This window comes from Alteromonas infernus (assembly GCF_902705815.1).
Genome location: NZ_CACSIG010000008.1, coordinates 17578 through 43515 on the forward strand (window position 1 = coordinate 17578; position 25938 = coordinate 43515).

20 protein-coding genes and 2 pseudogenes are annotated in these 25938 nt (G+C 45.1%); 7 read left to right on the forward strand and 15 right to left on the reverse strand.

The window, feature by feature from the left end:
• Positions 1–95 precede the first annotated feature (95 nt).
• The 5 genes from dnaB to ACX5J7_RS01980 form a co-directional block, all read right to left on the reverse strand.
• Positions 96–1481: a replicative DNA helicase gene (gene dnaB / locus ACX5J7_RS01960; RefSeq protein WP_015068365.1), complete on the reverse strand. Its 1386-nt coding sequence runs from the start codon at positions 1479–1481 to the stop codon at positions 96–98.
• 115 nt (positions 1482–1596) lie between these two features.
• Positions 1597–2067, reverse strand: a complete 471-nt coding sequence (locus ACX5J7_RS01965; RefSeq protein WP_015068366.1) for a hypothetical protein — start codon at positions 2065–2067, stop codon at positions 1597–1599.
• A gap of 267 nt (positions 2068–2334) precedes the next feature.
• Entirely contained in the window at positions 2335–3345 is a 1011-nt protein-coding gene (locus ACX5J7_RS01970) for a DUF4097 family beta strand repeat-containing protein (protein WP_498705913.1), read from the reverse strand.
• Positions 3346–3358: 13 nt separating this feature from the next.
• Complete coding sequence (locus ACX5J7_RS01975; protein ID WP_278385965.1) at positions 3359–3871, reverse strand: hypothetical protein; 513 nt, start codon at positions 3869–3871, stop codon at positions 3359–3361.
• Complete coding sequence (locus ACX5J7_RS01980; protein WP_015068369.1) at positions 3864–4439, reverse strand: RNA polymerase sigma factor; 576 nt, start codon at positions 4437–4439, stop codon at positions 3864–3866. Before ACX5J7_RS01980 ends, ACX5J7_RS01975 begins: the two co-directional genes overlap by 8 nt.
• A gap of 296 nt (positions 4440–4735) precedes the next feature.
• Here ACX5J7_RS01980 and ACX5J7_RS01985 point away from each other — a divergent pair, with 296 nt between their 5' ends.
• Positions 4736–5380 (forward strand): MOSC domain-containing protein, encoded by a 645-nt coding sequence (locus tag ACX5J7_RS01985; protein WP_015068370.1) that lies wholly within the window; start codon positions 4736–4738, stop codon positions 5378–5380.
• Between the two features lie 513 nt (positions 5381–5893).
• On the opposite strand, the gene ACX5J7_RS01990 is transcribed toward ACX5J7_RS01985, so the two are convergent.
• From ACX5J7_RS01990 to ACX5J7_RS02010, 5 genes are all read right to left on the reverse strand, one after another.
• Positions 5894–6946 (reverse strand): MBL fold metallo-hydrolase, encoded by a 1053-nt coding sequence (locus ACX5J7_RS01990; RefSeq protein WP_043960357.1) that lies wholly within the window; start codon positions 6944–6946, stop codon positions 5894–5896.
• 354 nt (positions 6947–7300) lie between these two features.
• A complete protein-coding gene (gene rplI, locus ACX5J7_RS01995; protein WP_012519953.1) occupies positions 7301–7753 on the reverse strand; it encodes a 50S ribosomal protein L9 in 453 nt (150 codons plus the stop codon).
• Between the two features lie 26 nt (positions 7754–7779).
• Positions 7780–8007 carry a 30S ribosomal protein S18 gene (gene rpsR / locus ACX5J7_RS02000; RefSeq protein WP_012519954.1) on the reverse strand — a complete coding sequence of 76 codons (228 nt, stop codon included), beginning with the start codon at positions 8005–8007 and terminating at the stop codon, positions 7780–7782.
• 11 nt (positions 8008–8018) lie between these two features.
• Complete coding sequence (gene rpsF, locus ACX5J7_RS02005; RefSeq protein ID WP_012519955.1) at positions 8019–8420, reverse strand: 30S ribosomal protein S6; 402 nt, start codon at positions 8418–8420, stop codon at positions 8019–8021.
• Between the two features lie 141 nt (positions 8421–8561).
• Entirely contained in the window at positions 8562–9788 is a 1227-nt protein-coding gene (locus ACX5J7_RS02010) for a GAF domain-containing sensor histidine kinase (protein ID WP_498705917.1), read from the reverse strand.
• 255 nt (positions 9789–10043) lie between these two features.
• Between ACX5J7_RS02010 and ACX5J7_RS02015 the strand changes: the two genes are divergently transcribed.
• From ACX5J7_RS02015 to ACX5J7_RS02025, 3 genes are all read left to right on the forward strand, one after another.
• Complete coding sequence (locus ACX5J7_RS02015; protein WP_012519957.1) at positions 10044–10331, forward strand: YebG family protein; 288 nt, start codon at positions 10044–10046, stop codon at positions 10329–10331.
• A 196-nt stretch (positions 10332–10527) separates the two neighbouring features.
• Positions 10528–11292, forward strand: a complete 765-nt coding sequence (locus tag ACX5J7_RS02020; protein ID WP_474376174.1) for an ABC transporter ATP-binding protein — start codon at positions 10528–10530, stop codon at positions 11290–11292.
• Entirely contained in the window at positions 11292–12602 is a 1311-nt protein-coding gene (locus ACX5J7_RS02025; protein ID WP_498705919.1) for an ABC transporter permease, read from the forward strand. The genes ACX5J7_RS02020 and ACX5J7_RS02025 overlap by 1 nt, the downstream gene beginning before the upstream one ends.
• 23 nt (positions 12603–12625) lie before the next feature.
• Here the strand turns inward: ACX5J7_RS02025 and ACX5J7_RS02030 are convergent, their stop codons facing one another.
• From ACX5J7_RS02030 to ACX5J7_RS02040, 3 genes are all read right to left on the reverse strand, one after another.
• Positions 12626–14209 (reverse strand): methyl-accepting chemotaxis protein, encoded by a 1584-nt coding sequence (locus ACX5J7_RS02030; RefSeq protein WP_012519960.1) that lies wholly within the window; start codon positions 14207–14209, stop codon positions 12626–12628.
• A gap of 155 nt (positions 14210–14364) precedes the next feature.
• Positions 14365–15870 carry a sensor histidine kinase gene (locus tag ACX5J7_RS02035; protein ID WP_498705921.1) on the reverse strand — a complete coding sequence of 502 codons (1506 nt, stop codon included), beginning with the start codon at positions 15868–15870 and terminating at the stop codon, positions 14365–14367.
• A 79-nt stretch (positions 15871–15949) separates the two neighbouring features.
• A complete protein-coding gene (locus ACX5J7_RS02040; RefSeq protein WP_012519962.1) occupies positions 15950–17032 on the reverse strand; it encodes a methyl-accepting chemotaxis protein in 1083 nt (360 codons plus the stop codon).
• Between the two features lie 295 nt (positions 17033–17327).
• Here ACX5J7_RS02040 and ACX5J7_RS02045 point away from each other — a divergent pair, with 295 nt between their 5' ends.
• Entirely contained in the window at positions 17328–18080 is a 753-nt protein-coding gene (locus ACX5J7_RS02045) for a sulfite exporter TauE/SafE family protein (protein ID WP_015068376.1), read from the forward strand.
• A 46-nt stretch (positions 18081–18126) separates the two neighbouring features.
• On the opposite strand, the gene ACX5J7_RS02050 is transcribed toward ACX5J7_RS02045, so the two are convergent.
• Complete coding sequence (locus ACX5J7_RS02050; RefSeq protein ID WP_024017145.1) at positions 18127–19089, reverse strand: cation diffusion facilitator family transporter; 963 nt, start codon at positions 19087–19089, stop codon at positions 18127–18129.
• 393 nt (positions 19090–19482) lie between these two features.
• Here ACX5J7_RS02050 and ACX5J7_RS02055 point away from each other — a divergent pair.
• A pseudogene (locus ACX5J7_RS02055) lies at positions 19483–22165 on the forward strand (family 16 glycosylhydrolase).
• 67 nt (positions 22166–22232) lie between these two features.
• The gene (locus tag ACX5J7_RS02060; protein ID WP_024017147.1) at positions 22233–25181 is read left to right on the forward strand and encodes a TonB-dependent receptor; all 2949 of its coding nucleotides are present in this window, start codon (positions 22233–22235) and stop codon (positions 25179–25181) included.
• Positions 25182–25345: 164 nt separating this feature from the next.
• Here ACX5J7_RS02060 and ACX5J7_RS02065 read toward each other — a convergent pair.
• Positions 25346–25819 (reverse strand): annotated as a pseudogene (locus ACX5J7_RS02065) (Na+/H+ antiporter NhaC family protein); the annotation flags it as partial.
• Positions 25820–25938: the final 119 nt, after the last annotated feature.

Below are 25938 nucleotides of genomic sequence, written 5' to 3' on the forward strand. Positions count from 1 at the left end.
TTTTAACTAGCGGTATCAGTATCGCGGCGGACAAACCTTACTTATTACATGTGATTTGCTAGCTAACATAGAGGCTAACCGCTAGAGAGAAAAGGTTAGTAGTCGTCGGCTATCGCGGGACCCGCGTAGTTATCAAAGCGTGAAAACTGGCCTTGGAAGGTTAAGCGACAAGTACCGATAGGGCCGTTACGCTGTTTACCGATAATAATTTCCGCAATGCCTTTATATTCACTGTTTTCGTGATATACCTCATCACGGTAGATAAACATAATAAGGTCGGCATCCTGCTCAATTGAACCGGATTCACGAAGGTCAGAGTTAACTGGGCGTTTATCGGCACGTTGCTCTAGCGTACGGTTAAGCTGAGAAAGTGCCACAACCGGCACTTCTAGCTCTTTAGCCAGTGCTTTCAGTGAGCGTGAAATCTCCGCAATTTCTAGCGTACGGTTATCGCTAAGAGAAGGCACACGCATTAACTGAAGGTAATCCACCATGATAAGACTAATACCACCGCGCTCTCGTGCGAGTTTACGGGCTCGGCTTCGCACATCCATAGGCGTTAGGCCGGAAGAATCATCGACAAATAAACTATCTTTGTCTTTTAGCATCGCCATGGTATTAGAAATGCGGGCCCAGTCTTCGTCATCCAACTGAGCGGTACGAATTTTGGTTTGATCGACGCGGCTTAATGAAGCCAACATACGCATCATGATTTGTTCCGAGGGCATCTCCAGACTGAAAACAAGTACCGGCTTTTCTTCTGCCATCATCGCGTTTTCAATCAAGTTCATGGCGAACGTTGTTTTACCCATCGATGGACGGGCCGCTACAATGATTAGGTCCGATGGCTGCATACCACTGGTCATTTTATCCAAGTCAGTAAAGCCCGTTGTTACACCGGTAACCTCTTTATTGGTTTTAACTAACTCTTCAAGACGATCAATTGTCTTTCCTAGCACAGACTCGACGTCTCGAGGGCCTTCGTTTTCACCGGTTCGACGCTCGGCAATTTCAAAGACTTTACTTTCAGCAAGGTCGAGTATATCGGCACTATCCCTGCCTTCTGGGTTATACCCTACTTCAGCAATTTCATGGGCTACACCAATAAGCTCGCGAGTAATAGCGCGTTCGCTAATAATTTGCGCGTACGACACCACGTTTGCAGAGCTTGGGGTATTTTTCGCGAGTTCGCCTAGATAAGCAAAGCCACCAGCATCTTCAAGCTCGTCATGCTTTTCAAGCTCTTCAGACACGGTAATAAGGTCTATAGGCTGGCTACTGTTAAGTAAGCGAGTGATAGCCCGGAAGATAATTTGGTGTGAACGATTGTAAAAATCGTTATCGGTAACGAGCTCGGCAACCTTATCCCAGCTTTCTGGGTCGATGAGCATACTGCCTAAAACGGACTGCTCAGCCTCTATACTATGAGGTGGAACCTTCAATTTTTCGACATTATTGTCGTTTTTAGACGCAGACGCCACAAGCGAAACCTATACCAATGCACAAAAGTCAGTTGGATATTATGCGCTTTTAACGCTGATCTCTCAACAAAGGAAGCGGGTCTTTTCTCTTAAAAGCCTAAAAAGGGGACAGCGCTTAAAGGGTTTTCTCTAGCTTTAAAAATGTGCCGTCTACTAACGTATACGCTTGGCTATTTTCCTGGAATAAAATAGTGGCCCCCATGTTTGCCGTTTCTTCTGCACAAGATAAGCTTACCTCGGTCACGCTATCGTCGCTAAAGCCTAATGAAGATGGGGAGACCTTAAACGCTGTGTGAAATTCTTCGCCGCTTATTTCTTTTGACGAATAGACAGGTGAGGCACAAAGCGCCTGATCCAGCTTAGCGGAATCGGATGCGTACGTTACCGAGCGCCCTAAAAATTGCTCCGACTCAGATGACGAGTGCGCAGAAACACCTACGTTATAAGCTTTGGTAACCACCCAAGTGCCTTCGTAGTACGCAGGTTCTTGAACGGCGCAGCCTAATGTGAACGCGCATATCCCAAACGCGCCAATGATTAAGCTATGAAAGCGCCAAAACCTTTTGACGTGTCCAACAATACTCAAGTTTATCTCCATATTAAAAACATTATAAAAATCAGCTAGTTTAACGTAACAGCTCTCTAAAAGGTTCACTTAACGTCGCGTGAATATCGCGCTTTCTCGTTTCCTTATCGTTCTGATTAAACGTTCAAACATCGCCAATTGGCGCCGACATAAAAAAAGCTGCGTCTTCGCGCAGCTTTTCTACTATCACTACTTCTTATGATTAAGAAATATGGACTAAATTGCTTTTTTCAAGCTAAAGCTTCAATCAGACTATCTATAGCTTATTCATTTTTGGTCTATTTCTATGCGGCCATGTACTGTAGAAATGTCTACGTTTGCATCACCACCGTTATGAATAAAGCGCAGCCAGCTTCCAGGTCCGTACTTAGGCTTTTGTGCTTTTTCATCGCTAATATTATTCACAATATTACCGCCTGCGTGAGTCTCGATATCAAACTGTACTGATACTCCCTTTTGGAAAACGACTCCATTGCCCCACACCGAATTCGCTTTAATACTGCCATTTGCATTCAGCCCCAATTTCGCAAAGGTACGCCCATTAACCGTATTTATTTGAAGGCTATCAACATCTTGCAAAGAGAGGTCAATTCGTCCATTCACCGTTTCTACTGACAAGTCCGGGCTACTCGATGCGATATCAAGCTTACCATTCACAGATGTAAAACTTACCGGCGAGCTTCCTTCGTGCGTAGCTTCAATATCACCGTTAACCGTTCCTGCTTCTAGCCGACCTCTAATGTTCTTTAACACAATATCGCCATTTACAGACTCAACCTCAACGCGCTCACCAATGTTTTCAAGGGTAACGTCGCCGTTTACGACCTCTACATCTACCGCTTTGGTTATCCCTTTGGCATTTATATCTGCATTCACTGCAGTGTAGTGAAGGTCGCTCGCCGCCGGCACGTAAATAATTAGGTCATCTCCATCTCGACCTTTCTGGTACCAACTCTTTGAGTGGCGCTCTACCTCTACGTGAATAACGACCACATCGCCGCGTTTTTCAAAAATAAACTCTTCCGTTTGATCGCCAAGTTCTCCCGTCACCCGTACTTGGGGTTTATCCCACACCCGGATATCAGCCTTCCCGTCTATATGCTCAATATCGACTTTAGGCGATGACGATGTATCGATAGTTTTATCAACCTTTTCACCTGCAAACGCTGCTGTGGCAAGACTTAGCAGTGTAGTAGCCAGTACAAGCTTAGCTCCAATAGACGCGCTGAACGTGTGCGTAAATGTTTCCGATAATGTATTTTTCATATTTATATTCATCTTAAAGCCCTTATTAAATTTGCTGCCACTTTGGCGCGTGCACTCGCTCAATTAAGGCAATTTGCTGTTGATATACATGATGCAGCATTTTGATCAATGCTGAGTTATCTGGATCGTCTTTCAACGCCGCTTTAATAACATCTGCGGCATCGTCTAATTCTTTTAACTGCTCCTGCCAGTCCTGAGTAAGTGCAGGCGTACTTTGATAGCTTGCTAGCAGACTGTTTACTTGTTGCTGCTGTTGCATGCTCATTGCGTCAATCAGCGCATAGCCATCGCTTCGACTTTCATCAGCGTTAAACGCAAAGGGGGCAGCGAACCATAATACCGTGACTACGCAAACGCTTGCGGCTATCGCCATCCACTGTCTTGATGTAACCGTAGATGACGAAGCGTCATCGCTTGAAGGGGCGTCTTGAGCCGATGCTATACCTAGCTCTACACCTCGCCACAGGTCCCGCTCGGGTTGCTTCTCTTTGGATAACCCAGAAATATGCTGAGCAAGCTTTTGATCAAAATCACTCATCATCGACTCCCATAAAGCCTTTCAATAATTGCTTGGCACGGAAAAACTGCGCCTTGCTCGACCCCACTGCCATATTCAACATATTTGCAATATCTTCGTGGCGGTAACCTTCAAGGGCGTGCAGTACGAACACCATTCTTGCCCTTTCGGGAAGGCGAATAACCAATGCTTCTAAATCTATGTCAGTACTGCTGCTTTGTGCTGTCATCTCACTGATACCGCTACTCTCTAAATTGAACATGCGTTGCACCCAGCCCTTTTGCTTGCGCATGTAAGAAATAGTGATGTTCGCGGTTACGCTGTGCAGCCACGTAGAAAACTGACTTTGACCATCAAAGTTATTCAGTTTTCTCCAAAGCTGAATGAAGACCTCTTGCGCGGCATCTTCTGCCATCCCTTTTTCACCGGTAAGCCGATAACACAATGCGTATACGCGCCCAATATGCTCATCGTAAAGTGCTCTAAACGCGTGTTTATCGCCACTTTTCGCTTTTAATATCAGCTCATTTTCGCTTTTGTTACCGAACACCACATTGGCGTGTACAACACGTTGTTGTGTGTGTTCCATTATTTTCTCTTTGTTATTCGTGGTACTGATTAGCAAAATACCAATCCGCATAGATAATTGCCCACTCAGAAGCTTGCCAGACCTTCCCGAAGGGCGAGTTTAAAATGTCCGTATTCTTTGTTGTGTCACCTTGATGTAGAACCACTATACCTGCGGTAACACGTCGCGATTACGAACATTTTAAGTCTCGCTGATTGTGTAATTATCTATGCGGACTGGTATAAGAGTGTTATAAGGTTAGTCGTACCCTATAGTAGAAAGGTTTAAATAGACAAAAATATTTTTGGGGAGAGACCATGTTGCCTACCTTTAGTGTTGACGCCTTATTTGCCGGAAAGCCAAAGCCACTGGGCCCTCGCGGAGCCCCAAGCAGCATTGTCAAAAGCCCGGTTAACTCGCTTACGGTTCACATAGATCGAACCGATGAAGACCAACAAGCTAATACACGCCTTCACGGAGGACCTGAAAAGGTACTGCATCAATTCAACCCGACCAATTATCTTACATTAAGAAAACATTTCCCTGAGGGCGACTTCTCATTAGGAAGTATTGGCGAAAATATAAGTGTAGAGGGCATGGACGATGCCACCGTTTATATCGGCGATATCTGGAAATTTGGCGACGTTGAGTTACAAGTCAGTGCGCCTCGGGCACCTTGCAGTAAGATTTCTCAGCGTTTTAACATTCCGAATTTAGACAGATTTGTGGGCGAGCGCGGTATTACTGGTTGGTACTACCGTGTTATTAAAACAGGAGTTATTAACGTGGGTGGCGAGGTAGCGTTGCTTCACCGTGAAGACGACACCGTTAACATTCACACTTTAATGCAGTGTGCTCACACCAAAGCCGACAAAGCACTCGCTGGAAAGCTGGCTCAACTCACTGTTCTGGATGATGAATGGCGTGAGAAGTGCGCGAAAATCGCGCTTAAGGCGCGTTAGTCGAGTGCTTTGGACTATAGGTATATAAGGAGTACCTTTCATTATCTTCGTTATCAATGTGATAGCGCGAATCTGTGTCCAGTAATGGTGTCACTTCATTTTCCAAACGGTGAAGAATCGGATCTAATTTTGCTGGCATGTTTACATACACCCAAAGCCTACAGCGTTTGTCGCTACAAGAAACGTAATACCCCACATCTTCTTCAATATAAGATGTAAAAATTTGATTGAGTGTATTTTGCACCACTGTGCGCTGAAAGGGTTCAGAAACCCGGTACTCCAAATTCATAGTGCAATTATCTAAGCACGTGGTGAAAGGGGCAGGCGCGCGAGTGGGATTCTGGCTAGATAAGTGAATGAAAACCCCTGCGTAAGTGCAGAGCGCTATCGAAAACAAAATTAAAGCGGCACTTCCAAACTTTAACAAATTCATCCCCTGAATATAAAAGCATTCCTTATTAGATTAAAGAATAACCACTCCGTTAGAGCTACGCAAGATAATCTTATCAGCTGTCAAAAAGATACCTGCTCGCCTTCATTTAGAATAACCCACGGTATTGTTGTATTTAGCTGTTGCTTCATTTTCATCAATCGAAATAGCGCAGAATGCGAGGTTTTATCTCCCATCATCCAACTAGCATTTCCAAAGCCCCAAGGCACGACGACTTTACAGCCAAGGTCTTGGGAAGCAACAATAGCGTCCTCTGGCGTGGTGTGAACCTTGCGATACCATTTAGGTGAGGTTTCGCTGAAATAAGACGCTATGGGTAACAGGCAAACATCTATGTCACCAAAGCGGGCTTTAATATCTTTGAAATGTGGTGAATACCCTGTATCCCCCGCAAAGAACAAAGTATTCCCTTCATGTTCAAAGACCCAACCGCCCCACAATGTTGCATTGTCATCCTCGTATAAATAGGGCACCCAAATCCGGTTACTGAAGTGATGAGCGGGCACAAAATGTATAGCGGTTTTGCCGGTTTTTTTACTCGTATACCACGCCATCTCTTTAATCGTATAGCCTCTATTAGGGAAGTGCTCTGCGAAACCTAACGGAACAAGATATTCGGGCTTTGTGCCTAATTCGGCAATATCGGCTTTATTAAAATGATCATAATGAATATGGGAATAGACTACCGCATCGGTTTGAGCGAGTTTGTCTTCACCTACCTCAGCGGGTTCGTTGCGGCTGAACCCCTCCGCCAATCGAAAAGCCCAATTAACGGGCCAATCAAACTGCCCAAACACAGGGTCGATAAGTATTTGCTCACCACTTGCGGTGTTGAGCAGAAAACTGGCGTGCCCTAACCAGGTAACGTTAAAGCCGGTGTGCGTGTTCACTGTCGGGTTGTTGCCAACAAACTGACAATTTTGCATGTCGCTTTCACATTCAATATCGGCAGACGCCGGGTAGCAATCATTAGTGCACGTGACGGGGTATGCTTTAAAACCGTCGTAAATATTGCTGAATCTGTCCTCGTACCCGCTTTCATCGGTGTAAACGACTATCGCATTGCTATCATCAACTCTTGTTATTCGATTAGGTGTTGCGCACCCAGCTAGCATGCAGGTTGATATAAAAAAGATGGCGATATACTGCTTCACTTGCTTTAGTCCCTTAATTCTTCGCTTATAAAAGCTTTGTGACGGAAGTCCACAGTCTAAACAGTAAGTTGCAATTCACCACCCATTATTTGTAACAAGCCAATAAGAAGGTATCGTTGAGTGTAATTGAGTGGAAGAGTGAGTAGTGACGACTTGTCTATTTAGATAGTTGATTTGCAGAAAGCACTTTTAAAATTGTCTACCAATATACTTTCGCTTTACCCTTATTTTTAAGCAACAAGATACTCGACATGAAATTTAGGCCAAAAAAAAAGCCGCTCGAAGAGCGGCTTTTTTTTTCAAATACGTCAGCGATTACGCTTCAGCAATGATGATCACTTTAATTGAAGTGATAACGTCAGAGTGAAGTTGTAAGTCGATGTCATACTCACCAGTCTCACGAAGAGTACCAGTAGGTAGTTTAACTTCTGCTTTTTGTACTTCAACGCCAGCTGCAGTGATTGCATCAGCGATGTCACGAGTACCAACAGAGCCAAATAGTTTACCTTCGTCACCAGCAGGAGCTGCGATTGTAACTTCAGCAAGCTCAGCAACTTTTTCAGCGCGTGCGTTTGCAGCAGCTAGTTGCTCAGCGATCTTCGCTTCAAGTTCAGCACGACGTGCTTCGAACTTTTCAACGTTGTCTTTAGTTGCAGGAACCGCTTTACCCTGTGGGAAAAGGAAGTTACGAGCGTAACCAGACTTAACAGTCACTTGGTCGCCCAGGCCGCCAAGGTTGGCGATTTTATCTAGTAGGATGATATTCATCTTAGCTAACCCTTATATTCGCCAAATTACTTGTGTGAATCAGTGTACGGAAGCAACGCAAGAAAACGTGCGCGCTTGATCGCAGAAGACAGCTGACGCTGATATTTTGCGCTTGTACCAGTAATACGGCTAGGGACAATTTTACCGCTCTCAGTGATGTAGTTCTTAAGAGTAGCGATATCTTTGTAATCAATCTCAGTCACACCTTCTGCAGTGAAACGGCAGAACTTACGACGTCTGAAAAAACGAGCCATGGGTGATCTCCTTAAGCGTTGTCTTCAGTGGTTTCAGTTTTCTTTTCTGCGCGTTCTTGGCGAGGTGCAGAATCGTCACGACGCTCACGACGAGGCTCTTCTTTCATCATTGGAGAAGGCTCAGTCACAGCAGTCTTAGTGCGCATTACCATGTTACGTAGGATCACGTCGTTGAAACGGAAAGCATTTTCCAGTTCGTCAACAGCTTCTGCAGTCGCTTCAGCATTGATTAGTACGTAGTGGGCTTTGTGCAGCTTTTCAATTGGGTAAGCCAGTTGACGACGGCCCCAATCTTCTAAACGATGAACTTGACCACCGTCTTGCTTAAGAATTGTAGTATAACGCTCGATCATACCAGGTACTTGTTCACTCTGATCAGGGTGAACCATAAATACGATTTCGTAATGACGCATTATAGCTCCTTACGGTTGTAGCCTCGACAGTACAGCCGACTGTATGGAGACAAGGAACGAGTTAGGTTGGCTGTAAGGGCGCGCATTATACGTGCACTGGCGCAATTGCACAAGTGTTAATCAACCAGTGCGTTTTCAGGCTTAGCTTTCGAAAATATTTGAAGAAACGGTTTGCAAGGGGAAACGCAGCGTGAATTCCGTACCATTGTAGTCAGAATTAACCCCCAACGTACCCTTGTGGGCTTTTGCTATCTCTGACGCTATAAATAAACCTAATCCTAAACCTTCATTCTGCCTATTGCTTTCTTTACGCCAAAACGGTTGAAATAAACGAGCCTTAGAATCATCAGAAATGGGCGTTCCGCTGTTTTGTACACTAAGAATGAAGTCGTTGCTATTGGTTAGGACCTTCACGTAAACAGGGTATGACAAATCGCCATGAATTAACGCGTTTTTTAAAAGGTTAGATAGTAATTGGCAAATCCGTTTGTCATCACAAATTAACGGTCGCGTAATATCAACATGAATACGTATTGAGCTTTTGGGGAAAGCGGTGGCTAACTCTTCTACGGTATAATTTATCTGCTGACTAAGGTTATTAGATACTGCTAATTTGACCGGTAAGCCCTGCCCTACTCTGGTGTGCGTAAAATCCATCGTATCTTCTATCAAGCGCGAAATTCTCTGCACGCTATTTTTCATGCGAGATACCGCTTTAAAAACCGGTACTTGTACCGTACTTGCAACCTCACTGTCTTTGATTACGTCATCTAGAAAGCTTATACCAATTTGAATAGAAGACAGAGGCGTGCGGATATCGTGGCCTAGAATGGCGATATACTGCTCTTGCAGACGAGCCATATTTTTTGCGTCACTAAGCTGCGTAAGCGTTTGCTCAATATGATCGTTCAACAATATTTGATTGGATATCAGTTTCGCAAAAGCACTGACTTGGCCGTGAACCGCCTCGGTTCGCAGCTCACGGGGCTCAGGGTCTAGCCCACATAATGTGCCAAAGAATTCACCTTTCGCATCGTAAAGAGGATAGGAGAAATAGCTTTCAAACCCGTACATAATAGGAATAGGGTTTTCACGATATTCATTATCTGCAGACGCATGATTGATGACAATTTCTTTTCTGTTTGCCCGAACCGTTCGACAAAATGTGGTTTCTATTTCTAATTCATCGCCAGGCGACAGCCCAAACTCAGCATTGTCTAATACTGAGCACATAGTCCACGCCTCTTCAGTTACTCTGGCTACACAGATAAACCGTAAACGAAGCGTACTGGCTAAGATTTCCATAATATGCGGTATTGCTTCAATTGCGTTTATAGCTTGAATATCGCGCTGAATTGCTTCGTTCATTGCCATTACCTTTAAAGAAGTCCTTTTTATGGAATACGGTCAAGATTCAAGCCCGCCCCTATATACTTAATTTCCTCAGCTTACATAAGCATTCTGAAGCGTAACGTGTAAATGTGACAAGTTCACACAGCCTAGACTAAAGTATAATACGCTACCTTCGGACTAAATTTAACCTAAACATTCCCCTTAATACTGTTTATTTATACAGTTAAATGCTGTACAGTTTTTATGTCTTTAACTAATGGGGGACCTACCATGGCCATTACCACACAATATGTTGTTACGCACAAAGGGGTAGAGAAATTGGTAACTACCGATAAAAAAGAGGCTGATCAGTACGACAAAATGCTCGATGCAGCAGACAACTTAGCTGATTACATTCAGGCTAAAGGTATCAAATTAGACGATAGCACTGTGGAAGAGCTCACTATTATGCTGTCGAAGAACAAAGATAAAATTAGCAAAATCTTTAAAGGCGCAACGGCAGAAAGCGTGTTAGAAGATGAGAGCGCCGAAGTGGTAAAGCTTCAAGCTAATGGCTAACATTCCTTAAGCTAACTTGCCTAACACGTCGTTATAATGAGCAAATAACAAGAGCAAGCGCCGCTTTACCCAAATGCTATTTGATACAATTGTGATTTGATAGCATTACTTCAAAGCGGTAACTTGCTTTTAGTACAAGTGAGCGCATCGTTTGCTTTTGCAATATATAACAACAAAGACCTAGGTTGGGCTTAGCGTGAATATAATAAATAATAAGAGCGCTCTTACTCAGTGTAAAAGCGCCATTGAAGTTAGTCATGTAAACTTTGCGTATTCGAAAGAAAGCACTCCGATACTCAATATTGAAAAATGGCAAGTATCACGCGGTGAGCATATGTTTCTTTCCGGCCCGTCTGGTAGCGGAAAAAGTACGTTACTGAATTTACTTTGTGGCACCCTTACTCCAACGGCAGGCAGCATTGCCTTGCTAGGACAGCCGTTCTCGTCTTTATCTAATCGACAAAGAGACAAGTTTAGAGCACGTAATATTGGTGTGGTATTTCAGCAGTTCAATCTCATCCCCTACCTCTCGGTTGCACAAAACATTAGCGCAGCCGCGTATTTCTCAGGTAAAGGCAATAGTAGCCAAAAGGTTCTGGCTAATACCTGTGAGTTACTTGATAGGTTACAGCTACCTTCCCATGTTTTACATGCCAAAGCTGATGCACTAAGTATTGGACAGCAGCAGCGTGTGGCAATAGCCCGTGCGCTTATCAATAGTCCTCAACTATTAATTGTGGACGAGCCAACATCAGCGCTTGATGCAGATGCCCGTGACAGTTTTATGGCATTACTGAAAGAGGTCGCTAGTGACAGCACCATGATATTTGTAAGTCATGATAACGCGATGGAACGCTATTTTGACCGCCATTGTCGTATTTCTGAACTAAGCCTCCCATCAACGACACAACCACCGCACGCAGTAAAGCATACAAGCAAACCTAAGCAGGAGAGCCTGTAATGCTAAGCACTATTGCCATCGAAAGCTTGAAACGCAGAAAAACAACCGCGTTACTCACCCTTTTAAGCATAACCATTAGCATTAGCTTACTGCTGTGTGTAGATATTGTTCGCAGCCAAGTAAAAACAAGCTTTACACGCACCGTTTCTGGCGTTGACCTAATTGTTGGCGCCCCAAGCGGCCAGTTGAATTTATTGCTGTCTTCAGTGTTCAATATCGGTACGCCTACTAAAGGTATTGATTACAAAAGTGTGGCGTCGCTAAAATCGAATAAACAGGTTTCTTGGCTAATTCCCCTCTCATTAGGTGACACTCACCGAGGGTTCAGAGTTATAGGAACGACAAACCGCTTTTTTGAACACTTTAAATACGGTGACAAGCAAGCTTTAGCCCTGACAGAAGGGCGTGTATTTGAGCAGCCTTTATCTACCGTTGTAGGCGCTGATGTTGCGGATTCACTAGGCTACACGGTTGGCGATAAGATAATTGTTTCTCACGGCCTTGGAAGTGTCTCTTTTAATAACCATGACGATCACCCTTTTATTATTTCAGGTATCCTCGAGAAAACGGGAACGCCAGTAGATAAAGCGGTGTATGTCACATTACAAGGGTTAGAGAAAGCCCATTCAGGCCCTAAGTCTGCGCATACATCACGGTTACGTAAAAAAACGGCTTTTCTTAACGGTCACAGCACAAATGAACATGAACATGAACATAAAGAGCCTACTCAAGACAATTATGATAGTGACGCATTTACACCTGAATCTGTGTCTGTCGTCATGCTAGGACTGAAAAACCGCGCAGCCGCATTACAACTGCAATATCAAATTAATCAGAGTAAAAAAGAGCCACTAATGGCAATTTTACCTGGTATGGCACTGGCTGAATTGTGGCAGATAATGGGAAATGTAGAGGCCTTGCTATTAGGTTTGTCAGGTTTAATAGTGATTTGCGCCCTTATTGGCCTGGCAACCATGCTGTTAGCAACAATGCGAGAGCGCTATCAGGAGATTGCCGTATTGCGTACAATTGGCGCTGGCCCGTTTACTCTACTGTTACTGATCCAGCTAGAAGCAATGCTACTCACTATTGTTAGCGCAGCATTAAGCATCGCACTGGTTGCCGTATTAATGAGCATGTTCAAACCTTGGCTAAGCAGTACGTACGGGTTATTTTTATCAAGCCCACTATTTAGTCAAAGCAGTGTCATCATAGTATTGCTCATATTAGGCTGTACCTACTTGGTGTCGTTGTTCCCAGCCATCGCAGCTTACAAGCGGGGCCTGCACGCTGGGCTTAACAGTAATTAGTCACGACATTAGAAAGGGAGAAGTTACTCTCCCTCTTTCTCGTTTGTACTAAAACGAAGAATTAGCTCGTGAACTTGATTTACAGTAGCACGCAAGTCGTGACTCGCCGCCAATGAGGCCTCTGACGAACGCTGTGTTTCCGAGGCGCCATCGGCAACTTCAACTAGCTGCTGATTGATATGTTCTGCTACCGTGCTTTGCTCTTCAACCGCCGACGACATTTCAACCGTAGCATCAGCTATCCCTTTCACCGCGCTGTTTATCTCAAATAGCGCCCCACGGGTCTCTTCAACAATAGCGCTGCCGTGTTCAGCCGATGTTAACCCTTCATTCGAGACACGTACGGCTCGCTCAGAGCGTTCTGCTAATTCATTAATAATATTGTGAATTTTGTCTGTAGATTCCCGGGTTTTTGAGGCTAGCGTTCTGACTTCATCGGCAACTACAGCAAAGCCTCTGCCTTGCTCACCGGCTCTTGCGGCTTCAATAGCAGCATTCAGCGCTAGTAAATTGGTTTGTTCTGCAATTGTAGAGATGATATTGGCTGCTTCGCCAATATCACTGGTGGACTGAGCAAGCTCAGTTACCGTTGTTGAAATTGACTCTACGGCTTCACGCAGCGCAACAATTGCCTGCATTGCCTGCTCGGCTTTTTCATTCCCCGTTGCCACGTTTTCCGCCGCAGACCGAGCACTTATAGCATTACTTTCCACCCGCTCTGCCACTTCTTGAATGGCTTGACTCATTTGTGTAACTGCCGATGCAATTTGCTGTGTTGCTTGGTTTTGCTGAACCACCGCTGCGCTTGTGCTTTCTGCTTGTTGGTGGGTGGTATTAGCGATATTTTCTAGACTTGCTGATGCATCTTTAATTCTCGTTAATGCCGTTCTATTGCGTGCCAGTTCGCAGGCAAGCGCAAGCTTGGCTTGCGCAATATGCGTGGCGTCGTCATAGTAGGTTTGGGCCACGGTATCGTTTGCGTAACTTTTAGGGCTCAAAGAAAGCAGCGCATTCCAGTCTTTTTTACCTTTCGCTTGTTGAACAGTGACTAAAACTAACGTACCGACAAACGCAATGCCCGCAGCAGCTAAGCCATGAGTTAATCCAAGCGCGACAACTAAAAGCGCACTTATTAACAACGAGGGCGCCATATGCATAAGCATTTGCGTAAAACGCGATGTGGCAGATACCGCAGACTTTCCTTGTTGCAACCTCGCGTAAATGCCCGATGCTCGCCTGGTCTCTGCATTCGAAGCAGGAACCCTAACAGACTCATAGCCCACTATCGTCGCTCCTTCGTAAACAGGCGTTACGAAAGCAGAAACCCAGTAATGGTCGCCATTTTTTCTTCTATTTTTAACCAAGCCTAACCAGCTTTGGCCAGACTCTAATGTACGCCACATTTCCTTAAACACTGGCGATGGCATATCTGGATGTCTTATTATATTGTGATTTTTGCCGATTAGTTCATCTCTACTGAACCCACTTACTTCAACAAACTCGTCGTTACAATGCTGTATAACTCCGCGCTTGTCGGTAGAGGAAATAAGTCGATGGTGAGTAGGAAACTTGTATTCTTTTTGAGTAACCGGCTGGTTGTTTCTCATGCAGTGCTTTCTCCGTTATGCAAAGCGTTCGTCCGTCAAAGCGGGAATCATCGCTCTCCCCTTAGACTAGAACATAAACATCTGCTGTCTAGTGAAACGGGAAAAATTAGAGAAATTTTATAATTTATCAGAGCGTTAGAAAAGTAATTTATACTTTAGGCTACAGGAAGTATCACCGATACTTTTGTTCCCTTCCCTTCTTCACTGGCAATATTAATTTTTCCGTTGTGCTGTTCAACAATTGTCATTGAGATAGACATGCCTAAGCCAGTGCCCTCCCCCGGCGGTTTAGTGGTAAAAAAAGGCGTAAAAATTTTGCTCAGCGTTTCTTTAGACATCCCCTCGCCTTCGTCATCTATAACAAGAATGACGTTCTGCTCATCCCTTTCTACCTTCAACGTTATGCCTTTGCCTTGTGGTGTAGCATATATGGCGTTAGTTAAGAAATTCATGAGAACTTGCTGAATCTGCCCTGAGTTACCGTTAAAGAAAACGTCTTCTCTTGGCACTTCGAAAACCACATTATTGCGATAACGATGTAAGTTGTTAGTAAGTTTAATAACCGTGTTCATCGCTTCAATAGCGCTTATCTGGGTATGTTTACCAGAACCAGGGTAAGAAAAGCTGCGTAAGGCTTTAACAATTTCTATGATGCGTTCTATCCCTTCATGGGATTCATCGAACATTTGTGCTATTTCTATTGCGCTGTCTTTAAGCGAAAAACGCTTTTCAAGCGCTGTAAATTGTTCTTCTATCTCACCACCTGCCCGGGTACACAAGTTGCCAATTTCTTCAAGCGCACGTTGGTAATCGTTAAAGATGTCTTTCGCAACCATCGTATTACTTCGTACATAGCCAATAGGGTTGTTAATCTCGTGAGCAATACCTGCGGCAAGTTGCCCTAACATTGCCATTTTATCTGCACTAACTAATCGTTCTTCCAAGAAGTCACGATCTTTTTTGACGTTGCTTAGTTCAAGCTGACGATTATCTAACTCGCTTTTCTTATTTTGGTATCGAGAGGTAATATTGAGATAGTGTTTAGTGGTATCTAAAACGTAGAGTGTTTCTTCTTCAAGGTTATCATCGTTAGTAAGTAGCACCAGCCACGTATATTCACCCTGTGACATTTCATGCATAAAGTGAAGTAACCGTGCCTCTTTGTGCGTATCAGGCCGTATGACTGCGCTTACGCACCAGTGGGAATAGCTTTCTCGTAAATCTAACGGCGTCTCATCTAAAATTAACTTTGCAAGGTCATGAGAGGTTATCCAACCTTGGCCATTAGCAAGAACTCGATCATCATCGCCTATCGATAATTTGCCGTCCTTAACGGTGAAAGCTTTACCACAATAAGCGCCGCTAAACTCAACCGCCGATTCAAGCGCTGAAAAAATATAACTTACGCCAGATTTTGCTTGGGTTAGCTGAGAAGCGGTGCGGTTTAAGTAAAGCAGTTCGCGCTCACGCTGCTTAGAGTCGTTCAATGCTTTTCTGAGCGCTTGATTTGCAAGGTAAGCGTCTTGAGAATATGTTTCTAGAAAGGATTCGGCATTTTTACGCGCAATCTTTTGGCGCTTTAACTGGCGCTCTAAAGAGTTCACGCGGGCTTCAAGCGCTAAAATACGTTCGTGTTCTGTTGAACTTGGTATCTCACTCACTAAGCAGCCTCAAGATTCACGCGTCACACATTGTGTGACGCCGCTTAAATTTACAGGGCCCGATAATACTTAACGGGCGTTAATTTATCAGTCGGTCAAGCAATGTCATAACCCGTTCGCTTGCTTGTTCCATTTCTATGAGCTTAGCATCAGCTTCAGCATTGTTCCCATTTTGCTTAGCTTGCACTGCCGCAATACCGCTACTGTGCACCTTCGCGTGGGGAATATCGATTTCTCTGAATGCGGCTGTTTGACCGATCGCTGTACTTGCATTGCCACTGTACCACTTGCCTAGCCGACAGTTTACGTGGTCACTAAATTCCGCTGCTGTTTTACTGCTATAACCGCACATCACTGCGTAAACGTCTGATTTCCATACAACATGGTCTAGTTTTACCGTTTGGATAAAGGTAGCCATAGCTCCTTCACTGATTGTAGATTTCATACTATCGCAATGTTGAACCATGCTTTCATAGCTACCGTTAAGCTGGTTAATACCAGTTTCTAACTGCTCGTTATTGCCCCGCAGCTCATTCACACCAGAAACAGCCTTGGACGTAGATTGAATAATTCCGTTTACAAGCTCAGAAACTTCCGTGGCGGATTTGTTCGTTTCCGTTGCTAGTGCGCGAACCTCATCGGCAACAACACTAAACCCTCGCCCAGCGTCACCTGCGCGGGCAGCCTCTATGGCGGCATTAAGAGCCAGCAAGTTGGTTTGATCAGAAATACTCGTAATTGTGGTAACAAACTTGTTGATGTTATCAGCAGTAGTGGAAAGGCCGGAAATACGCTCGCTCATGCTCCCCATCTGTACATTTAGGCCACTCATATCAGAAACAATTTTATTTAATGTCGACGCTGACTCACTGAATAGTTCATTGATATTAACGATGGACTGGCTCTCAGCGTTGATGCGTTCGTAGGAATGCAGAACCGTTTCTCGAACCCCTTCTAGCTGGCCCAGTGCATCGATTAAGCACTTCACTACCACCGATTCAGTTACCGACACTTGCTGATTAGTCGCCGTTTCAATAGCAGAATGTAAATCGCTGTTTTCAGTCTCAAGCAGCTCAACTCTCTTTAGAGCCTCTTCAAGTTTCACTTCTAGTTGACGAACTTCAGCGTCTTTTTCTTCGTATTTACTGCGAGATACAAACATGTGTAGTTACCGGTAGATTTTTTATAGAATTATTTTTACCAGACTAACAGATGTTAATACCTCTTAACCATTAGTCTGAAGTAGCGTTGTATTATAAGTATCGGAGAAAAAACAAAAAACTAGAGTATTAATTAGGTAAAACTTAAATACACTAGTTTTTAGGCAGTATAAGCTTCTATCTGCGCTTTTCACTAGGCACCTTAATCAATTCAACGACGTTTTGGCACTAGCCTGAAAAACCAGACTCTTAGCGCATTTTTGGCATAAATCGCACTCACATTAGGAATTACACAGAATGCTTTTAGAAACACTGCTTCCCATGTTCGCGCTTTTAGGTCTTGCAACGCTTCTTCAAACATTAAGCGGGTTTGGCTTTGGACTTATGGTGGTGTCTAGCTTTACCTTGTTTAATATTTTACCGCTTACTGCTACCACCTTCGTAGTATGCTTCCTTAGTCTGTTCAATTCCGTTAGCTTGGTTGCCCGAAATATAGACCATATAAACAAGCGTGCTTTCACCCTATTACTTGTGAGCGGCATTCCGTTTATGGCACTAGGATATGCATTACTTGAGTACCTTTCTGCTGGCATGACTACATGGCTAAACCTATTGCTAGGCGTAGCTATTTTAAGTTGCTGCGGCCTTCTTTTAGTAAAAAGAAAGCAGGCAACGCCGTCTGAGCGAGCTTATGGTTTTTCTATAGCAGGTGCGCTAGGCGGCCTACTCGGCGGGCTTTTTTCTACGTTTGGACCACCTGTTGTTTTTCAGTGTTACCGGCAAGCATGGTCTATAAACGAAATTAGATTTACGCTATTGGCAGTATTTAGCGTCACTTCTCTTATTCGACTTGCTATAGTGCCACTAGGCACCCTCCCATCTAGCGAAGTGGTTATTTCTGCTTTATGCGCAGTTCCCGTAATCCTTGTTTTTACTCGAATAGGTCGGCTGTTGGCGGTGAGAGTTCCCGCGGCAACTGTAAGGCTTTTAGCCCTAACCATGTTGGCAATGAGCGGCGTAACGCTTATCGTGCAAAACGTTAAAATTTAAACCTTACTAGGCTATTTATAGAAGCCACCACTTCCACACATAATTGTTAGTTTATTTCTTCATGGGCGTGGCTGTGTGAATGGGCGTGTAAATGGTCTTTATCATCTCTACACGGCTCACCGGGCAGCTCAAACTCAATCGTGGTATGAGATAAACCAAACGGGGTCAGCCGCTCATTAACTTCCTGCTTTAAAGCTCGCAACTTTTCATTGTCTATTAAGCAATTAATTACCACATGAGCAGTGAGAACGTGTTGCTCGCCATCTAAAGACCAAAAGTGCACGTGATGTATTTCTTCAACGTGTTTAATTGATAATAGCTGCTTACTTATGGCATTACGTGTCGCCAAATCAGGCACTCCCTGAAGAAATAGCGACATAGTTTGCACCACATACCTGATGACGTTAATCAGTATGAAGAGGGTAAATCCGATAGATAAAATAGGGTCGAGGATGGGCCAATTTACAAAATGAAGTACAATAGCAACGATAAGAACAGCTACCCATCCCATGGCATCTTCGATGAGATGCCAGTTAAGCACCTTTTCATTCATTGAATGCCCGCCGTGAAGCTTGTAGGCAGCAAGGCCATTTACCAAAATACCGAGTACGGCTAAGCCCATCATACCCTCAGTAACAGGCATTTCTGGGTTAGCTAGTCGAGGAATAGCTTCAGAAAGTATCCACACAGCACCAACGACCAAAATGACACCATTTATCATGGCCCCCATTAGGCTCAAGCGTTTGAAACCGTAAGTGTACTTTTCAGTGGATGCCTTCTTACCTAGTTTACTTAAATACCACGCTAAGCCTATAGATAAGGTATCACCTAAGTCATGCACCGCATCGGCCATAATAGCTACGCTATTAGTTAACCACCCGCCAATAAATTCAATAATGGTGAAAGTAAAGTTAAGCCAAAAAGCCCAGCCTATACGCGTAGAGTCAGCGTTCTCTAAATCATGGCTGTGCGAGTGAGGATTATCGCGAGCGCTATGGTGGTGATGCATAATGAAGATCCACAAGTTGGGCCTGAATCAGAGCATACCTGAAGACTAAAATTCTGCGAATAGAAACTTTTACACAGCTTGTTAACAAGTGCACTAATCCTTTTGTAAATGCTGCGTGAACACACTTACCAAAAATCTATACTTCGGTATAAGAAAACAAATAAATCATTGTATTAAAACAAAAATAAAATTTAACAGCGCATTTTTCAGCTTAAGTAGAATGTTAAATTTATGAGAACAGTATTGATCTTTACACGCCAGTAGCTTAATGTAATGTAAGCGCTTTCAAACAGCCATTTTTATTTGGCGTAAATTGTAAGCGCTTACAAAAGCTTTTTACGTGGCCGTTGCCACACATAAAAACCCAATTTCATTAGATCAGGGCTGAAAACAATGACGAAAAAAGCATCTCAACTATCGCGGATAGCTGCCGCGCTCTCAGTCACTACCCTATTTGGCTGTGGAGGCGGTTCAACAACTTCTACAGATATTGACGTTGTTAACGCATCGGTACCCGTTTCCGACTGGGAGCTGGTGTGGAGCGACGAATTCGATGGGGCTAGTATCGATGACGATAACTGGACCCATGAAGTAGATTGTAACGGCGGCGGCAATAATGAGGCGCAGTGCTATACCGACAGCGAAGAAAACGCATTCGTTTCTGACGGTAGCTTAAAAATTGTTGCGCTCCCTGCCGAAGAAGGTGCGCCAAAACCTTACACATCAGCCCGTCTTAATACACGTTACAAAGCCGACTTTAAATACGGACGCATTGAAATGCGTGCAAAAATGCCTGAAGGGCAAGGAAGTTGGCCGGCGTTTTGGATGATGCCTACTGATGAAGTGTATGGCGGTTGGCCGCGCTCTGGTGAAATTGACATTGTTGAAGCCGTGAACCTAAAAGCTGCTGATGCTGAAGGCAACCCAGAGAGCCATATCTACGGTACCCTTCATTATGGTCAGGAATGGCCAAACAATGATAGTTCTGGCCAAGCTTATTCGCTTCCCGACGGCGCTAACCCTGCCGATGACTTCCATACCTACGCGGTAGAATGGCAAGAAGGGGAAATTCGCTGGTATATGGATGGGTATCTTTATGCTACCCAGCGTCGCTCTGAAGTACGTTATAACGCCAATGGTGAAGCCTCTGGCCTGTCCCATCGTGGCTGGTACGCTGAATATTACGAACAAGGCACAGGCGAGCTAACAACACACTGGGATAATGCGCCATTTGACCAAGAGTTTTATCTGATTCTAAACTTTGCGGTAGGTGGCGATTGGCCAGCCAATGTAAATGAAACCGGTATTGATGCTGAAGCATTCGCAGAAGGTCAAACCTTCGAAGTAGATTATGTACGCGTATATGAATGTGCGTCAGACCCAGATACTGGAAAAGGGCTGTGAAACTGTACGCCCTGGATACGATTCATTAGACGATGCACTAGTGGAAGGCGCTGCGCCAGTACCTACTCCGCCTTCGACCGGCATTCCTCAAAACCTAACGATTTTTGACGGTGCGCCGAACCCTAACTGGCCAGCATGGGATTGCTGTGGTGGCACTACACCTGAACTTGTAGAAGATTCAGAGCAGGGACAAGTTTACGAGTTTACTATTAACGAAGCGCCAACGGTAATGGGCTTTATAAGCCGCAGTCAGTTTATTACTGACCCAGAAGGAGAAGCTTCGCCATTCGACGCCTCACCAATCGAAGAGACGGGCAGCGTTAAATTTGACCTCAAAGTGACGTCACTTCCTAACAATGCAACGACAAACTGGCTATTTAAAGTAGAAAGCTCAGAAGGTTCGACCTTTGCTGAGCTGCCTTTGATGGACGGCTACGTAGGCCCAGCAGACACGGCCGGCGCGACACCAGAACAAGATGTGTGGGAGTCTTATGAATTTCCATTGAGCGCGCTAGCACAAGCCGGCCTTGATACCAGTGCCATCGACGTCATTATGGTTTTCCCTGCATGGGATACAGGTAACGGTGCTGTGTATCGCATGGCGAACGTAGAAATTTCTCAGGAAGGTGGCGTTAGCTACCCTGAGTTAGTTATCTTCGAGGACGGTCAAAACCCTAACTGGCCTATGTGGGATTGCTGTGGTGGTTCTACGCCAACTGAAGAAATGGATGATGAAGCGCATGGCCTAACTGCAGAATTCCGCATTGGTGCAGAGCCAACGGTAATGGGCTTTATTACTCGCTCTGAATCTGGCGGTGGCGATACCCCATTTGATGCCACAGCGCTAACAGACGGTGGTTTACTACAGTTTGAAATGCGGGTGTTGAGTGCGCCAAACAATCCAGATTCAACATGGCTATTTAAAGTTGAGTCAAACGGTGCATCAACCGCGGTAGAACTTCCTTTAGCCGATAGCGTTGAAGGCCAAGCCCCTGTTGAAGGTGAATGGCAAACATACACTTTCCCTATTTCAGATTTACAGGCCCGTGGTTTAGACGTAAGCGCGATTGACGTCATCATGGTATTCCCTGCTTGGAGCACTGGTGAAGGTGCAGTCTATCGCTTAGACAACGTTAAAATTTTCCACCCTGACAACGGCGCAGAAACACCTGCTGGCGGCCTTACTCTATTTGCAGATACAGCTGCTGATCAATGGCGCATTTGGGATTGCTGTGGCGGTTCAACACCCACTGAAGAAGTAGACGATGCAGAGCACGGCACGGTAGCTGAATTCCGCATCGGCGCAACGCCAACAGTAATGGGTATTATTGCTGATGACGGTCATTCGTACGACGCATCTGCGCTACTAACAAACGGTGTAGTGCGCTTTGAGATGAAAGTAAGCTCAATGCCTAACGACGCATCGGCGCCTTGGTTATTTAAAATTGAGTCTATCAATGTGTCATCGGCGGTTGAGCTACCGATTTCAGCAAGCCTTGAAGGTGTAGATCCTGTTGAAGGCGAATGGCAAACCTATACATTCCCGCTTCAAACCCTGTACGACGCGGGCTTAGACATCAGCGCCATCAACGTCATTATGATGTTCCCGGCATGGGGTTCAGGTGAAGGCGCAGTATACCGCGTTGATAATGCAGAAATAGCCGCACAGTAACAAAGCGGATGCCGCTCTAGCACCCTAAAGCGGCACTCTCCATTTGATAAGAATTAGTAGGGCAATTATGAAAAACACATCTTTTAAGAAGACCCAGCTTGCCACATCAATGGCGTTGTTGATGGGCTCCACACTCGCACTACCTACTTACGCGCAAGACGCTGAGACAGCGACACCTGCAGAGGGCGAAGTAGAAGTTATTCAGGTTAGCGGTATTCGCGGCAGTATGATCCGTTCTATGGACTTAAAACGCAGTTCAAGCGGTGTGGTTGACGCTATATCAGCAGAAGAACTGGGTAAATTTCCTGATACTAACCTCGCTGAAGCATTGCAGCGCATTACGGGTGTAACTATCAGCCGAAACAACGGTGAAGGTAGCCAAATTACCGTGCGGGGTTTTGGCCCAGAGTTCAACTTGGTAACCCTTAACGGACGCCAAATGCCAGGCACAGGTTTTACTCGCTCTTTCGACCTTGCCAACCTTTCATCTGAAGGCGTAAACACGCTAGAGCTTCAGAAAACGGCCCGCGCAGAAAACCCGAGCGGCGGCTTAGGTGCAACGGTAAATATCATCACTATGAAGCCACTGGCTCAGTCAGGCCAAAATGCGACTATTTCGGTTAAGGGCATTTACGATACGTCTAACGAAGCGGGTGACGATGTAACGCCAGAGATTGCAGGCGTTTACACTAATACCTTTGCAGATGATATGTTCGGATTCGGCGTGTCATTCTCACACCAAGAGCGTGATTTCCAGCAGCAGTCAGCAAATATTCAAGGGTGGGTACTGCAAGAAAACGACGATCTGCCTCAAAACATAGACCCAAGCAATGTTGTTGATAACCGCACTAACATTACTAATGCGGCGTTCTTTCCAAAAGACATGAACTACAGCATCAATGACGTGCAGCGTGAGCGTCAAAACGGCCAAGTAACCTTCCAGTTCCGTCCTGTTGACGAGTTTACCGCGACCATCGACTACACAGCATCTCGCGCAACCACCGGCACTAACAGTGTGGGTTGGGGTATTTGGAATAACTTTGGTGCAAATATCAATGCCTACGAACTCGATGAAAACGGTACGGCCGTTTATGCTGATATCAGCGGCGATGACGGTTCGTTCACCGCAAGCCGAAACACTACCCGCGTTGACGCTCGCTCATTGGGTGTAAACCTAGATTGGATGGTAAATGACGACTGGCATCTACGTCTCGACTATCACGACTCGTACAACAAAACTGACAACGGTTATGATGAAGGGCTAGGTAGCGCCGGACAAATTATTTTGGGTTCAAATCAACTGGATTCAAAAGTTTATGACTATCGCGAAGGTGAAATTCCACAAGTCTATGTTAACTGGAATAACGGCACTAACGAAATCATGCCGGGCGAGATTGACTCTAACTTCAGCCAGTTTATCTATTCACCAGGGCGCTCTGACATTGAACAGCTGCAGTTAGACGGTACTTGGTATAACTCAGCGTGGGATATCCCGCTTGTCAAAATCGACTTCGGTGTAGCTCGCACAGAACAGTCTTTGACTGGCTTTACCGCATGGAGCGGACTACGCGGCGGACCTGGCTTCAGCCCATCGTTTACAGAAATATTCCCAGACAGCATGTTCGTTCGCAATGATACGTCAGGCTTCTTAGATGCCTTTGATGGTGGTGGCGCGGGCATGAACCCTGGCTATTACTACACCTTTGACTTCGATGAAGCCATTGCTCGTCAACTTCAATTCATCACTGCTGACGTGGTGGGTGAGAGCAACGCGTATTCCATCGACCCGTATTTCAGCGGCGATCCTTCAGTAAGCAACGTAGAAGAAACAACAGATTCAATCTATGTGCAAACAGAGTGGGACTTTGAAGTTAGCGATTACTATGTACAGGTTAATGCAGGTCTTCGCTACGAAGAAACCGAGGTACCTAGCACCGCGGAAGTTCGCGTTCCTATCCAAGTAAACTGGGTTGCAGCGGGTGAATGGATTACCGTATTCCAAGAGGGTGTTGAAGAGCAAGACTTCACCGGTAAGTACGACGTGCTTCTGCCTATGTTCGACGTAAAAGTCGATGTGACAGACGATATTGTTGCCCGTTTCTCTTGGGGTAAATCAATTACCCGTGCACCTATCGGCTTTTTACAAGGCGGACGTTCATTTAGCGGGAGTCCTAAAATTGGCTCGAGGGTAGTATCTGAAGGCAGTACCGACCTTAAACCTTATGAGTCGACTAACTTAGACTTATCTTTCGAATGGTACTATGACGAAGCAAGCTATGCGTCAGTAGGCCTGTTCAGAAAGTCAGTGAAGAATTATATCGACACCCAAGGTAGGCTTGAAACCTTTGACGGCCTTAACGATATTTACCAAGGCCCAAGATGGCAAGAAGCTGTTTCTGCGCTTCAGGCAGAAGGCATTCAGGCGACCGACAGTAACATTTACGACTACTTCAGAGAAGCGGGCTACGCTGATGCAGACGGCGTTGTTGAGCCTAACTCAGACGACCCGCTTATCGAGTGGAATGTGGTTAAGCCGCGTAACCTTGATGATTCTAAAACCGTTGAAGGTATCGAACTTGCTGTTCAACACACATTTGGTGAAACGGGCTTTGGTTTTGGTGCCAACGCGACGCTGGTTGATGGTGACGTAGAGTACGACCCATACAACCTAGAGCAACAAAACCCGCTAGTAGGTATCAGTGACTCAGCTAACTTCCAAGTGTTTTACGAGAAAGAAGGCCTGTCTGTAAAAGTCACTTACGCATGGCGTTCAGACTACGTAGTAGGCATTGGCCAAGCACAAGGCTCGGCGGATAACCCAGCGACTCAGTTCGATACGTTTGGTCAGGTTGACGCCAGCATCAACTACGATGTGAATGAGCACCTAACCGTGTTCTTAGAAGGTGTAAACATCAACGACGAAACCGAGCGTGGTTACGGCCGCTTTGAAGAGCAATTCTTATTTGCTCGTCAGTATGGCCCTCGCTACACGCTAGGTGCTAGATACAGCTTCTAAGTTTAATAAGCACTTACGATAAGGGCCTTTTTAAGGCCCTTTTTTTGTACCTGCTATATCTATTTGTAAATACACGTTTAGGCCCGCTATTCTTACCGGTTAGGTAATACCCATCATTAGTAAGAAGGCCAACGGAAGTTTAACTCGCCCGTTCTGCAATAACGCTAATCAGTAACCGGTGTGCCGTCTTTGTTAAACTTCGCAATTGCCGCGCCTGACGTTTTCCACTGTTCACGCTCTTCGTCTGTAGCTTTAGGCGAAAACCATCCAACGAAGGCGTAAAATATCCCTATCAGGGGAGCCGTCCAACAGGCAAAAGCAAGAGGGATATACAGCAAATTTTCCAAGTTGGCGCCTGAAATACCGAGACCTAGCGCCGATATCACAAAGGCACCACCGGCATTCCAAGGAATAAGCGGTGACATCAAAGTTCCCCCCTCTTCAATACCCCGCGACAAGTTAAGCGTAGAGTAGCCCATACCGCGATAAACAGGGGAATACATCCGTCCAGGTAAAGCCACCGATAGATATGGGTCGCCAGCTACTAGGTTAGTAGCAAACGCCGTTCCTACCGCCGCAACTTTAGTACCGGCAAAGGTTTTGGCTTTACTTTTTATAGCGTTGATAATGCTTCGCAGCGCAATACAGATTAGATCGGTAAATAGGTAGGTGGGCAGAGGTTTGTTGACCAAAAACAGAAACGTCGCCAGGTTTTAGGCTGGCGACGTTGTTTGAGAACGAGCGGTAAGGCTTTAAT

Coding starts and splice junctions, on each gene's coding strand:
- ACX5J7_RS01970 (WP_498705913.1), bottom strand. CDS start 3,345: ATGAATATAAATATGAAAAATACATTATCGGAAACATTTACGCACACG.
- ACX5J7_RS01975 (WP_278385965.1), bottom strand. CDS start 3,871: ATGAGTGATTTTGATCAAAAGCTTGCTCAGCATATTTCTGGGTTATCC.
- ACX5J7_RS01980 (WP_015068369.1), bottom strand. CDS start 4,439: ATGGAACACACACAACAACGTGTTGTACACGCCAATGTGGTGTTCGGT.
- ACX5J7_RS01985 (WP_015068370.1), top strand. CDS start 4,736: ATGTTGCCTACCTTTAGTGTTGACGCCTTATTTGCCGGAAAGCCAAAG.
- ACX5J7_RS01990 (WP_043960357.1), bottom strand. CDS start 6,946: ATGCTAGCTGGGTGCGCAACACCTAATCGAATAACAAGAGTTGATGAT.
- rplI (WP_012519953.1), bottom strand. CDS start 7,753: ATGAATATCATCCTACTAGATAAAATCGCCAACCTTGGCGGCCTGGGC.
- rpsR (WP_012519954.1), bottom strand. CDS start 8,007: ATGGCTCGTTTTTTCAGACGTCGTAAGTTCTGCCGTTTCACTGCAGAA.
- rpsF (WP_012519955.1), bottom strand. CDS start 8,420: ATGCGTCATTACGAAATCGTATTTATGGTTCACCCTGATCAGAGTGAA.
- ACX5J7_RS02010 (WP_498705917.1), bottom strand. CDS start 9,788: ATGAACGAAGCAATTCAGCGCGATATTCAAGCTATAAACGCAATTGAA.
- ACX5J7_RS02015 (WP_012519957.1), top strand. CDS start 10,044: ATGGCCATTACCACACAATATGTTGTTACGCACAAAGGGGTAGAGAAA.
- ACX5J7_RS02025 (WP_498705919.1), top strand. CDS start 11,292: ATGCTAAGCACTATTGCCATCGAAAGCTTGAAACGCAGAAAAACAACC.
- ACX5J7_RS02030 (WP_012519960.1), bottom strand. CDS start 14,209: ATGAGAAACAACCAGCCGGTTACTCAAAAAGAATACAAGTTTCCTACT.
- ACX5J7_RS02040 (WP_012519962.1), bottom strand. CDS start 17,032: ATGTTTGTATCTCGCAGTAAATACGAAGAAAAAGACGCTGAAGTTCGT.
- ACX5J7_RS02045 (WP_015068376.1), top strand. CDS start 17,328: ATGCTTTTAGAAACACTGCTTCCCATGTTCGCGCTTTTAGGTCTTGCA.
- ACX5J7_RS02050 (WP_024017145.1), bottom strand. CDS start 19,089: ATGCATCACCACCATAGCGCTCGCGATAATCCTCACTCGCACAGCCAT.
- ACX5J7_RS02060 (WP_024017147.1), top strand. CDS start 22,233: ATGAAAAACACATCTTTTAAGAAGACCCAGCTTGCCACATCAATGGCG.